20 protein-coding genes are annotated in these 18682 nt (G+C 41.2%); 6 read left to right on the top strand and 14 right to left on the bottom strand.

Going from position 1 to position 18682, the window contains the following annotated elements:
• The first annotated feature begins 76 nt into the window (after nt 1-76).
• The gene (locus IAE45_RS14870) at nt 77-1213 is read left to right on the top strand and encodes a tyrosine-type recombinase/integrase (protein WP_233619086.1); all 1137 of its coding nucleotides are present in this window, start codon (nt 77-79) and stop codon (nt 1211-1213) included.
• Between the two features lie 412 nt (nt 1214-1625).
• Here IAE45_RS14870 and IAE45_RS14875 read toward each other — a convergent pair whose 3' ends face one another.
• Nucleotides 1626-1841, bottom strand: a complete 216-nt coding sequence (locus IAE45_RS14875; protein WP_034872498.1) for a helix-turn-helix domain-containing protein — start codon at nt 1839-1841, stop codon at nt 1626-1628.
• Nucleotides 1842-1954: 113 nt separating this feature from the next.
• Here IAE45_RS14875 and IAE45_RS14880 point away from each other — a divergent pair, with 113 nt between their 5' ends.
• The 3 genes from IAE45_RS14880 to IAE45_RS14890 all read left to right on the top strand — a co-directional run bounded on the left by IAE45_RS14880 (nt 1955) and on the right by IAE45_RS14890 (nt 4380).
• Complete coding sequence (locus IAE45_RS14880; RefSeq protein ID WP_200126877.1) at nt 1955-2254, top strand: hypothetical protein; 300 nt, start codon at nt 1955-1957, stop codon at nt 2252-2254.
• A 147-nt stretch (nt 2255-2401) separates the two neighbouring features.
• Entirely contained in the window at nt 2402-2770 is a 369-nt protein-coding gene (locus IAE45_RS14885) for an ACT domain-containing protein (protein WP_077454228.1), read from the top strand.
• Nucleotides 2771-3279: 509 nt separating this feature from the next.
• Nucleotides 3280-4380 (top strand): mandelate racemase/muconate lactonizing enzyme family protein, encoded by a 1101-nt coding sequence (locus IAE45_RS14890; RefSeq protein ID WP_200126879.1) that lies wholly within the window; start codon nt 3280-3282, stop codon nt 4378-4380.
• A gap of 53 nt (nt 4381-4433) precedes the next feature.
• Here IAE45_RS14890 and IAE45_RS14895 read toward each other — a convergent pair whose 3' ends face one another.
• Nucleotides 4434-5849, bottom strand: a complete 1416-nt coding sequence (locus IAE45_RS14895) for a glycoside hydrolase family 1 protein (protein ID WP_081119488.1) — start codon at nt 5847-5849, stop codon at nt 4434-4436.
• A gap of 15 nt (nt 5850-5864) precedes the next feature.
• Entirely contained in the window at nt 5865-7169 is a 1305-nt protein-coding gene (locus IAE45_RS14900) for a PTS sugar transporter subunit IIC (protein ID WP_081119487.1), read from the bottom strand.
• A 171-nt stretch (nt 7170-7340) separates the two neighbouring features.
• On the opposite strand from IAE45_RS14900, the gene IAE45_RS14905 reads away from it, so the two are divergent.
• A complete protein-coding gene (locus IAE45_RS14905; protein WP_081119486.1) occupies nt 7341-8042 on the top strand; it encodes a GntR family transcriptional regulator in 702 nt (233 codons plus the stop codon).
• Nucleotides 8043-8095: 53 nt separating this feature from the next.
• On the opposite strand, the gene IAE45_RS14910 is transcribed toward IAE45_RS14905, so the two are convergent.
• The 4 genes from IAE45_RS14910 to IAE45_RS14925 form a co-directional block, all read right to left on the bottom strand.
• A complete protein-coding gene (locus IAE45_RS14910; protein ID WP_140965858.1) occupies nt 8096-8860 on the bottom strand; it encodes a serine hydrolase in 765 nt (254 codons plus the stop codon).
• Nucleotides 8861-8896: 36 nt separating this feature from the next.
• Nucleotides 8897-9811 carry a C40 family peptidase gene (locus tag IAE45_RS14915; protein ID WP_189372293.1) on the bottom strand — a complete coding sequence of 305 codons (915 nt, stop codon included), beginning with the start codon at nt 9809-9811 and terminating at the stop codon, nt 8897-8899.
• A gap of 21 nt (nt 9812-9832) precedes the next feature.
• Nucleotides 9833-10906, bottom strand: coding sequence for a dipeptide epimerase (locus tag IAE45_RS14920; protein WP_200126881.1), 1074 nt, complete (start codon nt 10904-10906; stop codon nt 9833-9835).
• A gap of 182 nt (nt 10907-11088) precedes the next feature.
• Nucleotides 11089-12750 (bottom strand): peptide ABC transporter substrate-binding protein, encoded by a 1662-nt coding sequence (locus IAE45_RS14925; RefSeq protein ID WP_200126883.1) that lies wholly within the window; start codon nt 12748-12750, stop codon nt 11089-11091.
• 708 nt (nt 12751-13458) lie between these two features.
• Between IAE45_RS14925 and IAE45_RS14930 the strand changes: the two genes are divergently transcribed.
• A complete protein-coding gene (locus IAE45_RS14930) occupies nt 13459-13794 on the top strand; it encodes an antibiotic biosynthesis monooxygenase family protein (RefSeq protein ID WP_200126885.1) in 336 nt (111 codons plus the stop codon).
• Between the two features lie 74 nt (nt 13795-13868).
• On the opposite strand, the gene IAE45_RS14935 is transcribed toward IAE45_RS14930, so the two are convergent.
• From IAE45_RS14935 to IAE45_RS14965, 7 genes are all read right to left on the bottom strand, one after another.
• The gene (locus tag IAE45_RS14935; protein WP_200126887.1) at nt 13869-14642 is read right to left on the bottom strand and encodes a hypothetical protein; all 774 of its coding nucleotides are present in this window, start codon (nt 14640-14642) and stop codon (nt 13869-13871) included.
• Nucleotides 14643-14812: 170 nt separating this feature from the next.
• The gene (locus IAE45_RS14940; RefSeq protein ID WP_200126889.1) at nt 14813-15040 is read right to left on the bottom strand and encodes a hypothetical protein; all 228 of its coding nucleotides are present in this window, start codon (nt 15038-15040) and stop codon (nt 14813-14815) included.
• Nucleotides 15041-15220: 180 nt separating this feature from the next.
• Nucleotides 15221-15682 (bottom strand): GAF domain-containing protein, encoded by a 462-nt coding sequence (locus IAE45_RS14945; RefSeq protein ID WP_200126891.1) that lies wholly within the window; start codon nt 15680-15682, stop codon nt 15221-15223.
• Between the two features lie 176 nt (nt 15683-15858).
• Nucleotides 15859-16509, bottom strand: a complete 651-nt coding sequence (locus IAE45_RS14950; protein ID WP_200126893.1) for an NAD(P)H-binding protein — start codon at nt 16507-16509, stop codon at nt 15859-15861.
• Nucleotides 16510-16644: 135 nt separating this feature from the next.
• Complete coding sequence (locus IAE45_RS14955) at nt 16645-17070, bottom strand: Rrf2 family transcriptional regulator (RefSeq protein WP_200126895.1); 426 nt, start codon at nt 17068-17070, stop codon at nt 16645-16647.
• A 192-nt stretch (nt 17071-17262) separates the two neighbouring features.
• The gene (locus IAE45_RS14960; RefSeq protein ID WP_081118438.1) at nt 17263-17667 is read right to left on the bottom strand and encodes a VOC family protein; all 405 of its coding nucleotides are present in this window, start codon (nt 17665-17667) and stop codon (nt 17263-17265) included.
• 268 nt (nt 17668-17935) lie between these two features.
• Nucleotides 17936-18655, bottom strand: a complete 720-nt coding sequence (locus IAE45_RS14965; protein WP_200126935.1) for a response regulator transcription factor — start codon at nt 18653-18655, stop codon at nt 17936-17938.
• Nucleotides 18656-18682: the final 27 nt, after the last annotated feature.

An 18682-nucleotide genomic window follows, 5' to 3' on the forward strand; every position in this document is an offset into this window, starting at 1 on the left:
TGGCAGACAGGGGGCGTGCAAACAGAAATAACCAATAGGTTACGCCTATTGTAACAAATTCTAGGAGTTGAAGCAATTGGCTAAGAATAAGCAAGACATCCGAATAAAAGAGTACATCAAAAAAAATGGCGAAAAAGCTTATATGTTTAAACTGTACCTAGGGACAGACCCAGATACAGGAAAGCCAATTCGCACAACAAGGCGTGGTTTCAAAACTACAAGAGAAGCTCGTTTAGCAATAGCTGATTTAGAAGTAAATGGTATGCAAAAACAAGAGGTTGCTGAGAAACCAGAGATTCAAACGTATGAAGAAATATATGACTTATGGTATGAGGAATACAAATCAACAGTTAAAGCCTCAACTCTTTTAAAGACCGAACGTGTTTTTAAGAATCATATACTTCCTGCCTTTGGAGAAAAAAATATTCTAGAAATAAAGCCTATGGATGTACAAACCCAAATGAATATTTGGCATAAAAAATTGGTTCGAGCAAGCATGGTCATGAATTATGCTGGTCTAGTTTTTGACTACGCCATTCGCATGCAACTGATCAACATGAACCCAACTAAGGTAATAAAGAAACCTGTTAGAAAAAAAGAAGTAACCGAGGATAAGGATTTAAACTTCTACGATAAAGAAGAGTTAAAACAATTTATGTCTGCTTTAGAAAGTGACAGCAATTTCAGAGCATATGTTTACTTTCGTCTCTTGGCTTTCACCGGCATACGAAAAGGTGAATCACTAGCGCTAAAATGGACTGACATTGATTTCAAAAATCAAACACTCAACATTAATAAAGCCGTATCAAGAAGCGCTACCGGACTTTATATTCAAACTCCAAAAACTCCTTCTTCTATTCGCAGGATTTCATTAGATGACAAAACGATCGCTATTTTAAAGGAGTTCAAAAAGAACTCTCCAGATGGTTTAATCTTCCAAAGTGAAGACGGTGGAATTCTTTCGCCAGCCAAACCAAGAAAATGGTATTTAGTCACAATGAAGAAATTACCCGAAGATTTCAAACAGATCTCAATACATGGTTTTCGTCATACTCATGCTTCTCTTCTATTTGAAGCCGGGGCATCTATCAAAGATGTTCAATCGAGATTAGGTCATTCAGACATTCAAACCACGATGGATGTGTATACTCACGTTTCAAAAACTGCAAAAGAACAGCTGGCAAATAGATTCAATACTTATGTGGATTTTTAATTTTGGTAGTCAATTTGGTAGTCAAAAATCTGAAAGTATTATGATATCAACGTTTTACCGACTCCCGCCATCTCCATTTTAAACTGTCAGTAAGTGACACTAAGAGCCAAAACCTTGATTTTACAGGGTTTTGGCTTTTTACTTGTGCCAGTATGTGACACTATTTGACTACCACTCTAAATAGTTTTCTAAATAGTTTTTTCAAAAGCACGCAAAAAAGTCCACCACTTCGAAAAGTGATGGGCTTGAGGTGATGCCGTCCGCTGGCGTGCTTCCTAAATCCTTCTGTGTCGCCTTCTCTGATTTCTATAGGATGTAAAAACAAAGAACACCTTAGAATAGTCGCGTCGTTACAGTGTGATTACGATATTCTAAGTGTTCTCTTTTTTGCCTTAGCCTACTTTTCAAAAAGTTATTTTTTCGTGAGTCTGATAATTTCTGAAATATCGTCAATTTCTAATGCATTAGCGATTCTTTCAATATGTTGAAGGTAAACTTTCTCTCGTTTTCCATTTGCCAGCTTATTAATAATCGAAGGTTCAATGTCCGATAAGCGTGCTAACTCTCTTAGAGAAATTCCTCTGCTTTTTACAAGCTCTTTTAAGCCTATTTCTATTCTTCTGTTCATGTATTCCCACCTTTTCTGCAAACAGATGTTGTTCCTAGAGCCATCATATAGTAAAATAGGATTAAAAGTGGTGTCTATACAAACATCAATAAAATCAGAATGGAGGCGTTACGTTGAAAGAAATAGAAAAGATAGGTATTAAGACGAGTAATAAGCAGCCGGTAAAAGAAATTAGCTACCAGGACATGTATCGTTTAGGAGATACTTTGGAGCAATTAAGATCTTGGCAAGAGCCGCTCTGTGTATTAGAAAAATTTTTCAGTGACAAAAAAAGACCCACGAATAAGCAGAAAATCATCCGAGATTATCATGTCTGCTCCTTATTATTCAATGTTTTTCTCACAGACTTTGGTAGCTCCCTCGAAAAAATGGAACATCAGATTGGTGAGTTAAAAACGCGAAGAAAAGTTTAATACAAGAACGATAGGTTAAGCTCCTATAAAGCTATAGACTATCGTTCCCTTTGCTATTTTGGGTTAAAATTGAAAATGTTAAACAGCTTGTTCCTTTCGTTCTTCCCATTTGATATGATGAAAGCATCAAACGTAGGACGTGATTAGATGAAATTGACCTTATTAGAACCCTCTTTTTCTGTCATCCAAGTAAAGAATATCGATCCTTCGATGCTGAAGATCGTTCCACTATTTTTTGCCCAGACCTCAGAAGAACTTTCTTTGGTATTGCCGACTACCAACGTCCCTTCTGAAGCGATAAACAGAGAGGATGGATGGAAAGCCATTAAAATAATCGGTGTATTGGACTTCAGTATGATCGGTATCATTGCAAGAATCTCTTCCCTTCTAGCCGAAGAATCGATTAGTATCTTTGCTCTTTCTACCTTCAATACTGATTACATTTTAATCAAGGAACATCAAGTAGAACAAGCTCGTACGGTTTTAACCGACAATGATTATTTCTTCGTCAAATAAGAGAAACCCTTTGCTTCATAATCTAGTCATCCCTATTGCGCACCTCAATAAACACAAAGAACGACTGAACCAAAAAAGTCCAGTCGTTCGCTTGTATTTTTCTCGTCGTTTAAGAAAGATAAGAGTACTAGGTAGTTCAAATGGAAGACTTCCCCAAGCTTTCATTTGCCCCAGTACTCTTCATTGCTCGTTGTTACTTTAATAATAATACAAAAATGATTTTTATTCAATAAATATGTCCAAAAATCATAAAAAATGCCTTTTTATGACAATTTATAGGGTTTTCAATTCATTTCTAATAACATCTTTCCTATTTCTATTTATATTCTCGATCCCTTTACCTTCTCTCCTAACTGAATGAACTCGTAAAAAAGAAGCATTTCTGTTTCTTAAGTATTGAATTTGAGTGATTTTGTCTTGTCAATCGAGTGTTCTCATGCTAACATGATTATGCAAACGTTAACAATCCAAAATGCACACGTGAACATTAATGTTAAGGAGGATTTTTTATGGCAAAAATTTCAGATGTTCAAACAGCGTATTATCGGATTCCGCTTCCGGAAATCATGGAAGACGCAAAACATGGCCTACACACCCACTTTGAAGTGCCTATCGTCAAGATCGTTACTGATGATGGTCGCGAAGGTGTGGGCTATACGTACACCGGTGGCTTTGGTGGTGAGTCGATCGCCAAACTGATCGATAAAGAACTAAAAGCAATCCTTTTAGGGAAAGATCCAGCATGTGTGGAAGCCTTGTGGGATCAGATGAACTGGGGCATCCATTATGTTGCCAGAGGCGGTTTAGCGAGTTTCGCCATTGCTGCTTGTGATATCGCCTTATGGGACTTACGTGCGAAAAAAGCACAAGAACCCCTCTACAAACTTTTAGGCGGCGCAAGTAACAAAGTCAAATGCTATGGTGGTGCGATCGATCTAAACTTTCCTCTTGAAAAACTCTTAGCCAATAATCAAAAATATTTAGACATGGGATTAAAAGCGGTCAAAATCAAATTGGGGCAAAAAACCCTTGCCGAAGACATTGCTCGCATAAAAGCGGTCAGAGAATTGATTGGTCCCGATGTGGTCTTTATGGTGGATGCCAACATGAGCTGGTCGGTTGAAAAAGCGATCAAAGCCGCCAAACTGATGGCGCCTTATGACATTTTGTTCCTTGAAGAACCAACGATCCCCGAAGATTACGAAGGCTACGCGCGTATCGCTAAAGAAGGGCAAATTGCGGTCGCAGGCGGGGAAAACTTGCGCACCCCTATCGAATTTGCTCATATGATCAAATATGGCAATGTCGATTTTCCACAACCCGACGCTTCCAATTGCGGTGGGATCACCGGCTGGTTGAAAATTGCTGCCTTAACACAAGCGAACAACGTATCGGTTTCTACTCACGGCATGCAGGAATTACACGTCAGTCTCTTAGCAGCGATGCCTAATGCTGGGTATCTCGAAATGCACAGTTTTCCAATCGATCAATACACCACGAGACCGTTGGTGATCGATCCATCCGATGGCTGCGCGATTGCACCAGAAGAACCAGGGATTGGCGTCACCTTTGACTGGGAGAAACTTGCTCCTCATAAACAACCCTTTTAACTGAAAACCCACGTTGATTTCCTTTACTATCAGGAAATCAACGTGGGTTTTTATTACAGAATCAATGGTTTTTCTTCAAATGGCAGCCACCGTTCATCAATCAGGGAACGATACCAAGCGGCTGATTTTTTTAATGACCGGGTCCGTTCTTCATTTAACTCAATTCGGACGAGACCATAGCGGTTCTTAAATGCATTCATAGGTGAAACACAATCGGTAAATGCCCAAAGCATATAGCCTTCGCAGTTGGCACCTTCCTCGACAGCTTTTAGCAGCCAGTAAAGATGTTCAGTAATAAATTGAATTCGATAGTCATCTTGAACTTGTCCTGTTGCATCCATATACTGTTCTTCATTTTCCCGCCCCATACCGTTTTCAGTAATCAGCCATGGAATATTCCCATAATTCTCTTTCAGGTAATTAGCCATATCGTACATGACCTTCGGATAGATTTCCCAGCCACGAGAGTTATTCATTTGTTTTCCTGGCAAATCAAAGGTCTCATAAAACATTTCCGGATGAAACGGTGTATCCGAATGCCATTGATACCGTGGTGCCCGCACGCGTTTCGGGTAGTACTGATTGACCCCTAAGAAATCCACCGTATGGGTGCGGATCGTTTCCAAATCTTCTTCTGTCGGATCAAAGTAGATGCCATAGGTTTGGCAAAGTGTGATAAGTTCCTCTGGATAATGACCTTTGACCATTGGATCAAAAAAGATCCGGTTGAAAAAGAGATCATACATTTTTTGCGCGTTTTGATCCTCCGGTGAGGAAGAGCGTGCGTAAACCATTTCTGGATTCAGCACACAACCGATGCGTCCCTCATAGCCTTTTTCATGATAGGCAGCCACTGCTTGGGCGGATGCCAATACTTTGTGATAGTTCCAAAGCATCCATTTTTTCGTATTTTGTTCATGGGGCCAGCGGATCGCATCGAGATAACAACGAGTCTGAATAACGATCGGCTCATTGAAGGTAAACCAATGTTTGACTCGATCACCGTAACGTTCGAAGGCGATCTCGGCATAACGGGTATACAGATCGACCACTTTCCGCGAGCTCCAGCCATCATAGGCATCCATCAAACTAGCTGGCAGTTCATAATGTTCCAAACAAAGCATCGGTTCGACTCCAGCCGCAAGCAATTGGTCGATAAGCTGATCGATATGAGCAGCATAGTCTTCATCAACGATCAGCTGTTCATGGTCGGTAAAGAAGCGCGCCCAGTTGATCGATGTTCGGTAATGGGTCAAATGAACCTCCTGCATCAGTTGAATATCCTCTGAAAACTTTTCCATAAAATTCGTCGCAACAGCCGGTCCATAGCCATTATGCCAAACAAAGCGTTCTTCTTTGTACCAGCGGTCGAGATACGAATCTTGCCCTTCTTTCTTTCCTTGCCAGCCTTCTGTCTGCCAAGCAGACGAAGCAGCCCCTAAAATAAATGTCTCAGGTATTTTTACCATTTTTTCAAAACTCCTTTATGCAACTTCATTGGTCGTGCGATTCATTACCAAAACAAAAGGGAGATAGATCAAAATCGCCACGACAATACAGATAACTTGCGTGATCACAGCCCCGATATCCCCAGCAGTAGCTAGATAAGCATTGACGATCGGTGGCATTGGCCATGGGACCATTACCACTGCTTTAGCGGCAAAGCCTAGGCTTGTGGCCACGTACCCAATCGTTCCTGTTACTAATGGTGTCAGGATAAAGGGAATCGCCAAAATGGGATTCAACATAATTGGCATTCCGAAGATCACTGGCTCATTGATATTGAAAATCCCAGGTGCTAATGACAATTTAGTGATTTGGCGCATGTCCTCCCGCTTGCCGGCGATCAAAATCGCAATCAGCAACCCAATCGTCACGCCAGAGCCGCCCATACTCATATACATATCCCAAAACGGCATCGTAATGATATTGGGTACTTCTTTTCCAGCTTCAAAAGCTTCCGTGTTGACGGCGATTGCTGCCAGCAACAATGGTTCACGAATGGGTTTGACCATCTGGTTCCCATGAATCCCGATGACCCAAAAGACTTGTGCGATAAACATCAACAACAAGATACCTGGTAATCCTTGGACGATCCCTTCCAGTGGTCGTTGGACGACATTGTAGATGATATCGTAAGCATACATCCCTGTGAGTGCTTTGATAGTAAAACCAGCGGTGGCGATGATGGTCACGGTGAAAATCGTTGGAAACAATGCCGAAAAACTTGCCGAAACATTCCCTGGAACACTATCAGGCATCGTGATCTGCAGCCGTTTTTGTCTTCCTAGCCACGCATAAAGCTCGATGGAAACGATCGCAACGAACATGCCTAAAAATAGACCTTTCGTGTCCGTATATTGCTTAGCCAGCACGTTTTCAGCAACCACCGTCGCATCTTCGTGCAAAAATTCAAAGATCATTGGATTAACAGAAAGATAAGACATCACGGCGATGATTCCTGGAAAGACCCCCGAAATCTTATTTAATTTTGCTAGCTCAATCCCAATCAGAAACACTGCATAGATCGTTAAGAAACTCAACGTCACATAACTGACCGCAGATGAGATCGGTTTTAAACTTTCTAAAAAGCGCAGTGCCTCGATTTGTGCCAATCCATTTTCAGCATCAAAAACCATTGCTGAAAACAAAGTACCAAATGCTCCGGTAATGATTACTGGAATCAAAGCAGCAAAGGCATTTTTAATGACCATGATGTAGCGTAAATTGTTGATCCTATTGGCAAACTTTCCTAAAACGTCAGCGAGTCGATCCATAAATCCTTGCATAAAACTCCCTCCTATACCCCTATTCTTCAATCGCTAGAAAACGATTACATTACAAATGTAATTCATTTCCTGAAGAATGTAAACGCAGGAAAAGCCTTTAAAACAAGGTATGTAAAGCTCCAAGTTTACATACTTCGTTTTATCACTTATTATTATTTTGAGGTGAAGCAAATGGCGAACTACCATGACATCGCTGCCGATCTACGGAGCAAAATCAATCACGGGTTTTACGAAGAAGAGAAAAAATTGCCGAAGCAATCCGAACTGGCTGTCCATTATCAGACCAGCCGCGTGACGATTCAAAAAGCATTGAATATTTTACAAATGGAAGGCATTATTTACGGTAAAAAAGGCACGGGTACCTTTATCAGCGACGCCTATTCAACCTTCGATTACAACGCCAAGATCAATCGTGGATTGACCAAACGTCTTGGGGAAACAGGAAAGATCACCAGCAAGATCATTTCTTTTGCCATTCTTTTTCCCGATGAGAAAGAACAAGAAAAACTAAAAATCCGCAGTGACCAACAAATTTATGATATCGTTCGTTTGCGCCTGTTTGACGATATACCCGTTGTTTTAGAATATACCATCATGCCGCTTCATGTCATTCCCGGGATTACCGAGGAAGTCTTAAACTCATCGGTCTACGGTTATATCACCAACCAGCTACACTCCTCGATTGGGACATCTGTCCGTCGCATCAAAGCGGATCGTGCAGATAACTATGATCAGCAATACTTAGCTTGTGCTGCCACCGATCCCATCTTAGAAGTGGAACAAACGGTTTATCTCGGCGATGGGACGCCTTTTGAATTTTCTCAGTCACGGCATCGTTATGATATGGGAGATTTTATCGTCGTAAATAATTAATACGCTGCGTATCGAGTACCTCTGAGTGAGGATCGATACGCAGCGTATTTTACTTAAAAACATTGCTGATAGACTGTTTGACCAATTTCTCTTAGCCAACTGATCCCTTGACCACTACCGGTTTTATCATAGGAAAACGCCGCAATGATGATCGTCGTTTCATTGGCTTGTAAATACGCTACATCGTGTTCGATGCGGTCAAGACGGCCTGTCTTATTAAAAATGCGGCACGCAGGATGCGTTGTTTCAGCAAAAGTCCCTGGTATGCCCTCTTGAAATTGCTGCTGATTTAAGGCTGAAAATCCTAGGGCAGCTTCTTCTTGTTTAACACACCTTAGTAGTAGTTTGGCAGCCGCCGAAGGGGTCAAGCGGTTCTCCTTGTCTTTAATCGGTCGCATCATATACCGTTCAAATTGGATCTCCGGCTCCTGGATCCATGCTTGAAGTGTGGGCAACCCAGCTAAGTCCAACAGTACATTGGTGGCGGTATTATCAGATACGGCGATCATCGCTGTAAGCAGTTCACTGATAGCCCAGCTTTTTTTCTGAGGAAAAAGACGGAGGACCCCAGCGCCACCTGTCAGATCAACGGGGCTCACACAAATTACTTGTTGGGGATCGATCTTTTTTTCGATGATTTGTTCAAGGTAATAGGCATACAATACAAGCTTACTGATACTTGCTGCTGGAAATGACTTATGACTCTGATAGTCAACAAGACATTTCGTTGGCGTACCAATCCATAACCCCATTTCCAATGTTGCTTGATATTTTTTTAGGATATGATTTATTTCTAAATAAACGTCATCTTTTGTCATCAAACGCTCCTTTCCTCAAAGTCAGTAAAGGATTGCTTATGTGCCCGGTTCAATTGGTGTATTTGGTTTGTCTTGCCAATAGCGCGCCACAACTGCTAGTTCCGGTTCATAATTAGAACCAGCGATTTTGGTTTTCATGACCCGCGATCCGGGTGTTCTTGAATGAATCATTTCATCATCCCCCAAATACAACCCAACATGATGGACTTCACCTTTTCCTTCTTCATAAGCAAATAGCAACAGATCTCCCGGTTGTGCCTGACTGTAAGGTACAATGTTTGCTTGTTGTGCTTGCTCAATCGTATCTCGGGGGATCAAAATACCATGAAGTCGATGCAGCGAATACATGAATCCAGAACAATCAAAGCCACTGCCGCTAATGCCTGCCCAGACATAGGGCTGATTCAAAAATTGTTCTGCTAGTGCAATCATTTTCTCGGGCAGATTTGTCCATGTATCCACAATGACTTGAGCAAAGGATTTAGCGATCGTTGCTGGTCCATTAGGCGTAGCCACTCGATAGGAATCTGTGGTTTCCCCAACTAGGGGTAAAACCGTCCCAAAAGAAACGATCCGTGTAGCAGAGTCAAAAACAAGCAAAGCTTCTTTGGCAGTCACGCCGAGCATTCTTTTAGCTGTTGCATAGTCTGGTGGCAATGGCTTCAATACCTCGTTTGGTAGATAGCCGGGATAGCCAAGTGGGTGTTTATTGCTTTTTTGATCCAAGACGATCACATGGGCCCAACCATCCGTTTGGTCGATGACTTCTACAATCGTCCCATATAATACTTCGGAGTCCACTAAGCTTTCCTGATAAAGCCGCATCGTATCTTCATCAGTCAAAAAAGTGTGCAGTGCTTCTAAAGGGAATGCTTTGATTTTTGCTAGTACTTTGTTTTCTTTGGGTTCCTTCCATAAGAAGGAAGAGCCAGCCTGAACAATTTGTTTCATCTTTGCACCTCTCATAACTGTTTATTCGTTGATTCCTAGTCCGATGCGTTCGGTGACGCTCAAGCTTCCTGGACGCTGAAGAATCCCTTGCGTTTCAGGGGAAGTCGTTTGGGTCTCCCACATAAAAGGAACATCCAGATCATAAAATTGGACATCGTTCATCCCTAAGGCAAAATGGGCGGCGGCAGCCATTCCACCATACCCTTCAATCATCGAACCGACCATCACCGGCACTTGATGTTCTTTTGCCAATTGATAAATTTTTTGTCCCTCTTTGATCCCGCCGCTTTTCATCAATTTAATGTTCAAATAATTGCAGCAGTTTTCAGCAATCAAACGTTTGGCATCCTCATAGGAAAAAAGACTTTCATCGGCCATGATCGGAATCGTCGTACGAGCAGTCACATAGCTGAGTCCAGCAAAATCATGGGCTTTTACTGGCTGTTCAACAAACTCGATCGGAATGTCTTGCCATTGGTCTAAAATCTGCACCGCTTCTTCTTTGGTCCAGCCTTGATTGGCATCAATTCGAAAGGGGGTCGTTCCCGCCAAGCGTTCATTGATGCGGCGAATTTTCGCAACTTCCTCTTCGATCGTTCCTGCCCCTAGTTTGATTTTCAAGGAGCGAAATCCCGCTTGGACTTTTGCTTGCGCATCCTGTAGCATCTGCTCCTGTGAGCCGACACTGATCGTATAATCGGTTGTCAGTGTATTGACAGAACCTCCTAAATAACGGTAAAGCGGTAAGTTAGCCGCTTTTGCCAGTGCATCATGCAACGCGATATCGATCGCCGCTTTAGGGCTCGTATGATGCTGGATCAACGCATGAAGCTCATCCATTACCGACAATTGCGCATCTACCTTTCTACCTAACAGGAAAGGGGCAAAAACAGTTTCGATATCTTTTAAAATACTTTCTTTCGTGTCACCGGTGATCACTTCGGTAGGTGCTGCTTCTCCGATGCCAACGATCCCATTATCAAAAGAAAGCAGCACTCTAACCACTTCGACGGCGTGCACTTCTCTGAGCGCCGTTTTAAACGGTGCATTCAGCTGGATCGGAATTAGCTTCGTTTCAACTGCTGTGATTTTCATTCGTGTTCCTCCCAAAAGGAAAAGCCGTTCTTATCTAGCTGGAATGAATCATTCCTCTTCACTGCTAGATAAAGAACGGCTTTATTCCTTGCTCTAGTTGCTGAACGCTTGGCGTTCCTCTTTTCTGCAGTACTGTTTGACTACGTCAGTCGGTAGATGTATGAAAGAATTGTTTTTTTTACTTATTCTTCGACAAACACATTTTTATAATCATAGGCAGCACCGACACTATGAACGATGAGGCCTTTGATCTTAGGCGACCGCAGATGTGCTTCTGCACTTTGGAAAAGCGGTATAACGCCCAAATCTTCATTTAAGATTTTTTCTGCTTCCACCATATTTTCCCAACGGGCTTCTGGGTCGTTGGCATTTTCATTGGAGGCTTGTTCGATCAATTGGTCGTAGTCATCATTTAGCCATTTCCCACGATTGTAGGAACTGTCTTTTTTGAACAATTCCAAAAAGTTGATTGGATCTGCATAGTCCCCGATCCAATTGTTCATGACCATCTCAAAATCGCCGCTATTGGAACGATCCAAACGAACAGAAAAAGGAACGTTTGTGACTTCGACAGTCAATCCATCCAGTGTTTGCTGCAAGGTTCCTTGAATGTATTCCGCCATTTTTTTCGATTGGTCGGTATCTGAGGTCAGCAGTTCAAAAGACAATGTATCGATACCCAGTTCTGCCTTGGCCTTTTCCCAATACTCTTGGGCTTTTTCTTCGTCAAAGGCTAACGTGGTTGCCGCATCCTCAACAAAGTCAGCTTTTGTCTCTGGATTGAAAGCTAGGTCAGAAGGAACAAAACCGACAGCCGGTAATGAGCCGTTGCCTAAAATATTCTCAACGATTTGTTGCCGATTCATGCTATAAGAAATGGCTTGCCGCAAATTTGCATTTCGAAAAGGCGAATCTTCTGGTGCTTGATTCATTTCTAAATACTGAGTGGTTGCACTAGGCTGAACAATGTAATCAGGATGATTCACATTCTGCATCGCCAATTCACCGCTTAAAATAATGTCATCGGCTTGCCCGCTTTCGTACAAGTTATAAGCAGTCGATGAGTCTTTCACGACATCGAAATTAACTGTTTCAAGTTTGACTGAATCGGCATCCCAATAATCCGGATTTTTTTCCAATGACCACTGGATATCGGTGCCTGGGCCAGCATAATTGGTCAATAGGAATGGTCCATTGTACGCCGCGTTTTCACTTGTTAAGGCGTATTGATCACCAAATTCCTCCACGACACGTTCGTTTTGTGGGAAGAAGGTTGGAAAAGCCAGTAAAGATAAAAAGTAAGGTGTTGGTTTTTCTAACGTGATTTTCAACTCATGATCATTGACTGCTTCGATCCCTAACTCGCTTTTATCTAGCGTGCCATCTGAAATAGCAGATGCATTTTTAACGGGTGCTAGCATATAGGCATAATTGGAAGCTGTAGCTGGATCAACGGTTCGCTGCCAGCTAAAAACATAATCAGCCGCTGTAACTGGATCACCATTGGACCATTTTGCCTCTTCTCGCAGTGAAATGGTATAGGTCAGGCCATCTTCACTGACTTCAGCGTCTTTACTTGCCCCAGCAATTACAGGAACATTGTTATCATCCAAGCGATAAAGGCCTTCATAAGCATTGTTCAGAGTAATAAAGCTATAAGAGTCGGTTGCTAAAGAAATATCGGCACTGCCCATCTCTGCTGAAAATTGCACATTGATCACTTGCTCTGCAGAAGAAGCTGCTGATGAATCCGTCTCGTTTTCTTGCGCGCCATTTTTACAAGCTGCTAAAAAGAAGCTGCCTAGTAACACAAGCGATACTGCATACTTGCTACGTTTCCCCATTTCTACTCATCCCCTTCTAACATTCAGATAATTCAAAAAATTCTGTTTGTTGTACCGAGTTTACCGCATGTTTATGCAGCCTGTCAATTTAACTCGACCAAAAAATGTAAGAGGTTACATGGTTGTGTCAGAAGCGCTCTTCTGAATGTAAAAATTAGAAAAGTGCGACTTTATGCTGAATATCGTTGACAGGAGTCGTGCCAAGAAAGCATACAAAAAAGTACTGATCTTCTAGTGATCAGTACTTTGGCTACTCTCTTATACATCATTTCGCAGGTAAAATGGATAAAAAACTTTCTTAATTTTCCTTACCTTTCATACAAAAAAAGAAGACACAAATTTCGTCTTCATAGCGCTTTCTCAGAACCTTCCCACTTTTTTGCCTTTCAACTCAAGGAATAAAAGAAATCTCCTCAGAAAGTAAAAAAAAACGTATCTATTTTAAAATGGGAGTGGTACACTAAACAAACGAAGAGTATTGCACGTGAGAAAAGAAAGACTTCCCCAAGTATCCATTTTCTCCAATACTCTTCGGACTCTTCAGTACGTATATTAATTATACGTACTTTTTTCATTTGTTCAAGGCTTTTGAAGGATTTAATCAAAAAGCAAAAATCGATACAAACGTACAAATTCTCAATGCTAATTGACAATGATTCTCAATTAGCGCTATACTAAATGAAATCACTCACAGCAAGGAGGAATTTCATGTATATCCGTACCGTTGCGTTTGAAGTCATTCCAGAAGGCAAAGACATCTTTCTTGCTAAAATGAAAAAAGATACCGCCTCAATGAAAACATTTGCTGGGTGTCACTCTGCTGAAGCTTGGTTTTCAGAATCAAAAGACCGCCTCGTTTTCCAGTTAGTGTCAAAATGGACTGAGAAAAAAGCCTTTCAAGCTTGGTTAAAACGCCCCGAACATCTGCAAAAGCACCGAGAGGCGTATCGAGCTGAAAAGGAAGGAACTGCAAAACCGAGCCTTGTTTTGTCCAAGACCGGCCAAGAATTTGTCTTGATTGATGAAGAGACTACTCCTAGTTAAACTATACGAGCGATCCACCAAAGCTGATTCCGTTCGCTTTGGTGGATCGCTTTCTTGTTCAGTATCTCTCTTTTCTATTCCACCGTTCGCTCGTTCAGGGTTCTTCCTTGCTGATCTTTTAATTGAAGCCAGCCATTGGTCCCCCCATAGTAAAGAAACATGCCGACCTCATTGACACTTTTTAATACGACGTCTTCAATCGTTCGTCCCTCTTTGATCGCTGATTGATTCTCTTGCCGTATCTTTTCTGCTAATCGAGCTGAAAAGCCCACCGAGCCGTCTTTGTTCAAAGGAACCTCTTGACGCAAGGTAGCGCCTTTTTCAATTCGAACCTCGTTGCGTTTCTGCCAATAGACCGTTGCTGTACTTCCTTGATAATCCACCATAAAGGGTTCATCTTGTAATTCTTTTGACCATTTATGACGAGGTTTGCCCCCCTTTTTCACCTCTTTCGTTTCCTTTTTGCTGGTGGATACATAACCCAGAAAATCGATCAAGCAATCAAATGGTTCCGCACAAACAGCGACCTTTTGTTGCAGTTCCTGTGGAATCACGATAGGTGCGTTGGAAGCATTGGACAGTTGGTATTTCTCTTGATAGTAGGCCGCTAAGTATGGCGCCATGATCTCCCAAGGTGGTGTAAGGATTATTAAGCGGTCATATTCTTGTTTGTCATCAAATGTTTTCTCATCTGTTACTGATAGTAATTGGCCTTTTTTTATGGCTAAGAGGACGGTATTGTCTTTTGCTTCAATAAGTTTTCCTTTAACAATTTGCAGTTGCCCTGCTTCCTGCGGCAATTCAAAAAGCATCTGTTTGTCATCAATGACCGTTTTTTCTAATTCCATTTTGCTCCCTGCTTTCTGCTAGTTTCTCGCCCATTATAGCATGTATTTTTCTACGCAGCTGTGTCCAAGAATCAAAAAAAGAGGCTGCTTCCAAGAAACAGCCCCTTTTTTAAGGGAATTGGTTTACGTGCATGGTTTCATTTTATTTTGATTGGGTGATTACCAATGGATCAGCTAAAAAAGCACTCAACTAGTGCTGGTTGATAGATCTCATTGTATTTTTCAACTACTCGTCCGCAACGTTCTTCGATATCTTCATGATCGATTCCATCATAGCGAATCACATTTAATACGACACACCTTTCCATTTTTCTGACCACTTCACCGATCACACGGCTTTGTAAGCCAACTGGTTTACATTCATATGCTTTACCTAATACAATTGTTTCTGCTTCCATAATTCTCTCCTTAAAAATTCATTTTTCTAATTGTATTATCATATTATCATCTGATTTTAATTAAATAAAGCAATATGCCCGTAATTTGTAAATAATAACTAAAAAAAGCGTTCATATTCAATGAACGCTTCGCTTCAAAACATCATGTTGTTTTTACGTTAATATTAAAAAACAAGTGCTTTATTGGCGAATTGCTACCAATAACGCCGCAAATTCTTCCAGATATTTCTGATCGATCGCATCATAGCTGTTTGTTTTTCCACTATCGATATCCAGCACGCCAAGCAGCTGATTACCAGCTACCATGGGAACTACGATTTCAGACATTGCTGTTGAGTCACAAGAAATATAATTTTCATGTTCTTTGACATTGGGTACGATCAATGTGGTTTTTTTCTCCGCTGATTCCCCACAAACCCCTTTGCCTAATGTGATTCTGGTGCAAGATACTCTTCCTTGGAATGGGCCTAAGATCAGTTCGCCTTCTTCAAATAAGTAGTAGCCGGCAAATACTGTATCTTCCAATGTTTCATTCAGTAAAGCAGAAGAGTTGGCTAGATTGGCGATCCAATTACTCTCCGCTTCTAACAACCCTTTTAATTGCAGAAGCATCAATTCATACGCTTCGATTTTTTTATTCATTTTCTCACCTCTGTCCTTGATTATAAGCAAACACAGAGGATTTGTCTCGTCTAAATTGCTGGGTACTGGAAACAAAAAATGTGAATAAAGAGAAGTCGCCTGAATCAGTCTACTTACTAACCTTTGTCAGCAACCGATCTTAATCGATTGGGTTCTCCTTCTCAATCATCGCTGAACTACTCTGCATCAATCACAGTAAAACGAGTATTTTCATGTCGCACTGTTTCGATTTCATCAAGGATTGCTTTGGCTAACGTACCACTGGATGTTACTGATTCCTTTTGGTCATTGAATAGCAAGTGATCTTTCCCTAAAATCGCTGGTTTAGCTGGTCCTTCTTGAAAGACGTTTCCAGGAGAAACCCCAACCCAAGGGACACTTTTGACTGTTTCTAAAAAGAGGTACTCATCTAACTGGTTTTCTGGAATCGCGATCCAGCTTTCACTTCCTGGGGCTTTTTTCAATTCGGTAAGATTGCGTTCGCCCGCTTCATTGAGCAAGCTACCAGCTCCTAAAATGAAGAACAAGCGTGTGTCCTTTTCTCGAAACAAATGAACCAATTTTGTTGCCAGATCCACATGCAAGTACGCTTGGTCAGGACTTGTCGCAAACGCATCGACCAACACGTCAAACCCGTCGAGGTCTCCTTCTGTTAACGAAAAAGCATCTTTTGTAAGTGTTTTGACTGTATCACCAAATTGTTCTTTGGCTTTAGCTTCATTTCTAACGATAGCAGTCACCTCATGTCCTCGCTGTACTGCTTCTTGATAAATAGCTGAACCTGCATTTCCTGTTGCGCCAATAACACCGATTTTCATGATAATCATCCTTCCTCATCTTTTGTTTGACTAAAATAGTTGTTACTAATCAAGTTACAACTAGAGTATAAAAGAAACTTTCTTTCCTGTCAAGAAATTGCTTAGCAGGTGAAAGTTCTTTTTACTGTGTTGTGTCCGTTCAATCTACTGTTTGGCTTCTCCTCGAATGCCTTCAATGATTGATTGCAACGAGATGGCACTCATCTCCTGCTCGATTTTCTTTTGCAGCACATCATAGGTTTCTTCTAATACCGCTTGAATATTCCCCCCAATTAAGCAGTTGGGGTTGGTTTTTTTGTCTGCATGTAAAAGATGGTGATCTTTTTCAACACTCGCATAGATGTCCAACAAAGAAATCTCATTTGGTTCCTTCGTTAGTTTAGGGTTTGGTTTTCCTCTTTGGCTTTCGATCAATCCGGCAATACGCAAATCACTCATAATCCGGCGAACATAGGCAGGATTCGTTTCAACACTCTGGGCGATCCGATCACTTGATAGATCAGTTCCTTTAAAGAGGTGGATGTAAGCGAGGATGTGAATGGCGTCGCTGTATTTGGTTGAATATTTCACTTCGTCTCCACTCCTTTTTCTTGTATCATACCTCTTTTTTAGCATTTAGACAAAGGGGACTGATCAATCTTACAAAACTCAAGAATCCCGTCAAGAAAAAACAGCCCTCAAAAAGTTAGCACAAAAGCCTAACTTCTTGAAGGAACTGCATACTGAACCACTTTTTTACTTTTTATTTAAACGATCACTTTGCTAATAGCCATTCATCCACGCTGATTCAAGCTGATTGCCGTCGGGATCAACGATTTCATAGCCGACCATCACGTCTTCTGGAATACCCATGTCAACTTGGAACGATTGGCCGCCATTTTCTTCTGCAATCTTCGCAAAATTCTTCGCTTCTTCTGGAGTATCGAAGCTAAACGCAATCAATGCACCACTTGTGTTCTTCGTATCCGCAATACGTCTGCCATTCAGAAACTGTTGATAAAACTCATGTTCTAACAACATCACCCAAATCGATTCACTCCAAACCATCCCGCTGCTAGTCTCGTTTGAGAACTCTTCATTTTTGACAAATCCCAACGCTTCATAAAAGGAGGTTGCACGTTTGATATCAGTGACAGGCAAATTTATAAACACCATTTTGTTCGCCATTTTCTTGCCTCTTTTCTTTGATAAGCTGCATTAACGAATCCGCTCTCATTATACCACCTATCAGTTGATTCACAAAAACATCAAACCTTATCATTTGCTCTTGGTTTCTATCAGCTCATCCAAAAATGTTTTTTTAAGTAAAAAAAGGTCTTTGTATGCAAGACCTTTTTGCTTTTCTTACCTATGAAAAAGTAACCAAATACGCATCGCATAGAAGCCATTTTTTCGCTGATCAATTCAACGCAAGCTGCTCTACTTTTTTTAATACTCAAAACTCAAGTCTTGAATCGATCACGGTAGCTTTCCCACGATAAATTTTTCGATACTCTTTGGGCGTATAACTAGTTGCTTTTTTAAATTTCTTACTAAAATAATTTGGATCATTGAATCCCGCTCTGACAGAGATTTCACTGATTGATCGATCACTTGTTGAAAGTTTTTTTTTAGCAACCTCAATACGATAAATCATCAAGTACAATGAAAAGGTCATCCCTAAGGTATTCTTGATCAAACGGCTGGTGTGATACTGACTTAAATGCAGGTGATCTGCTAAAGTGTCTAATGTAATATGTTCTCTATAATTTTCATGAATATAGCGCAATATCTTATGTCTTAAAGAAAGCGAAGGAGAAGCCTCATTGTTTTTCTCGACGTGCAGCAAAGAAATCTGATTGATGGATTGAATCCCTCGGTCCAATGCATAAACAAAATCATTGGTGATCGGTTCCACTAAATAATCGATCAAGCCGTAACGCAACGCTTTTTGAGCGATAGCAAAGCTTTCTACTGCAGAATACAAAATTGCTTTTGCATTCGGGCAAAAAGAGAGCAATTCTTTGTATAATTCAAAACAGTCTCCTTCGCCATCCGCATTGATCACTGCAATTTCAACCGTTTGCTCAAGACATGTTCGCTGAAGCGCTTTTTTCGAATCAACCGTCGGAAGTAAGATGACATTTGGGAAATGACGATCGATCAAACGAATCATATCATTAACTGCTCCTCGCTCATTGCT

Source organism: Enterococcus sp. S53 (assembly GCF_016516865.1).
GTDB classification, from domain to species: Bacteria; Bacillota; Bacilli; order Lactobacillales; family Enterococcaceae; genus Enterococcus_D; species Enterococcus_D innesii.

Bases quoted from the DNA above. Each gene is read 5' to 3' on its own strand.
- IAE45_RS14875 (WP_034872498.1), bottom strand. From the start codon at position 1,841: ATGAACAGAAGAATAGAAATAGGCTTAAAAGAGCTTGTAAAAAGCAGA.
- IAE45_RS14885 (WP_077454228.1), top strand. From the start codon at position 2,402: ATGAAATTGACCTTATTAGAACCCTCTTTTTCTGTCATCCAAGTAAAG.
- IAE45_RS14890 (WP_200126879.1), top strand. From the start codon at position 3,280: ATGGCAAAAATTTCAGATGTTCAAACAGCGTATTATCGGATTCCGCTT.
- IAE45_RS14895 (WP_081119488.1), bottom strand. From the start codon at position 5,849: ATGGTAAAAATACCTGAGACATTTATTTTAGGGGCTGCTTCGTCTGCT.
- IAE45_RS14900 (WP_081119487.1), bottom strand. From the start codon at position 7,169: ATGCAAGGATTTATGGATCGACTCGCTGACGTTTTAGGAAAGTTTGCC.
- IAE45_RS14905 (WP_081119486.1), top strand. From the start codon at position 7,341: ATGGCGAACTACCATGACATCGCTGCCGATCTACGGAGCAAAATCAAT.
- IAE45_RS14910 (WP_140965858.1), bottom strand. From the start codon at position 8,860: ATGACAAAAGATGACGTTTATTTAGAAATAAATCATATCCTAAAAAAA.
- IAE45_RS14915 (WP_189372293.1), bottom strand. From the start codon at position 9,811: ATGAAACAAATTGTTCAGGCTGGCTCTTCCTTCTTATGGAAGGAACCC.
- IAE45_RS14920 (WP_200126881.1), bottom strand. From the start codon at position 10,906: ATGAAAATCACAGCAGTTGAAACGAAGCTAATTCCGATCCAGCTGAAT.
- IAE45_RS14925 (WP_200126883.1), bottom strand. From the start codon at position 12,750: ATGGGGAAACGTAGCAAGTATGCAGTATCGCTTGTGTTACTAGGCAGC.
- IAE45_RS14930 (WP_200126885.1), top strand. From the start codon at position 13,459: ATGTATATCCGTACCGTTGCGTTTGAAGTCATTCCAGAAGGCAAAGAC.
- IAE45_RS14935 (WP_200126887.1), bottom strand. From the start codon at position 14,642: ATGGAATTAGAAAAAACGGTCATTGATGACAAACAGATGCTTTTTGAA.
- IAE45_RS14940 (WP_200126889.1), bottom strand. From the start codon at position 15,040: ATGGAAGCAGAAACAATTGTATTAGGTAAAGCATATGAATGTAAACCA.
- IAE45_RS14945 (WP_200126891.1), bottom strand. From the start codon at position 15,682: ATGAATAAAAAAATCGAAGCGTATGAATTGATGCTTCTGCAATTAAAA.
- IAE45_RS14950 (WP_200126893.1), bottom strand. From the start codon at position 16,509: ATGATTATCATGAAAATCGGTGTTATTGGCGCAACAGGAAATGCAGGT.
- IAE45_RS14960 (WP_081118438.1), bottom strand. From the start codon at position 17,667: ATGGCGAACAAAATGGTGTTTATAAATTTGCCTGTCACTGATATCAAA.
- IAE45_RS14965 (WP_200126935.1), bottom strand. From the start codon at position 18,655: ATGATTCGTTTGATCGATCGTCATTTCCCAAATGTCATCTTACTTCCG.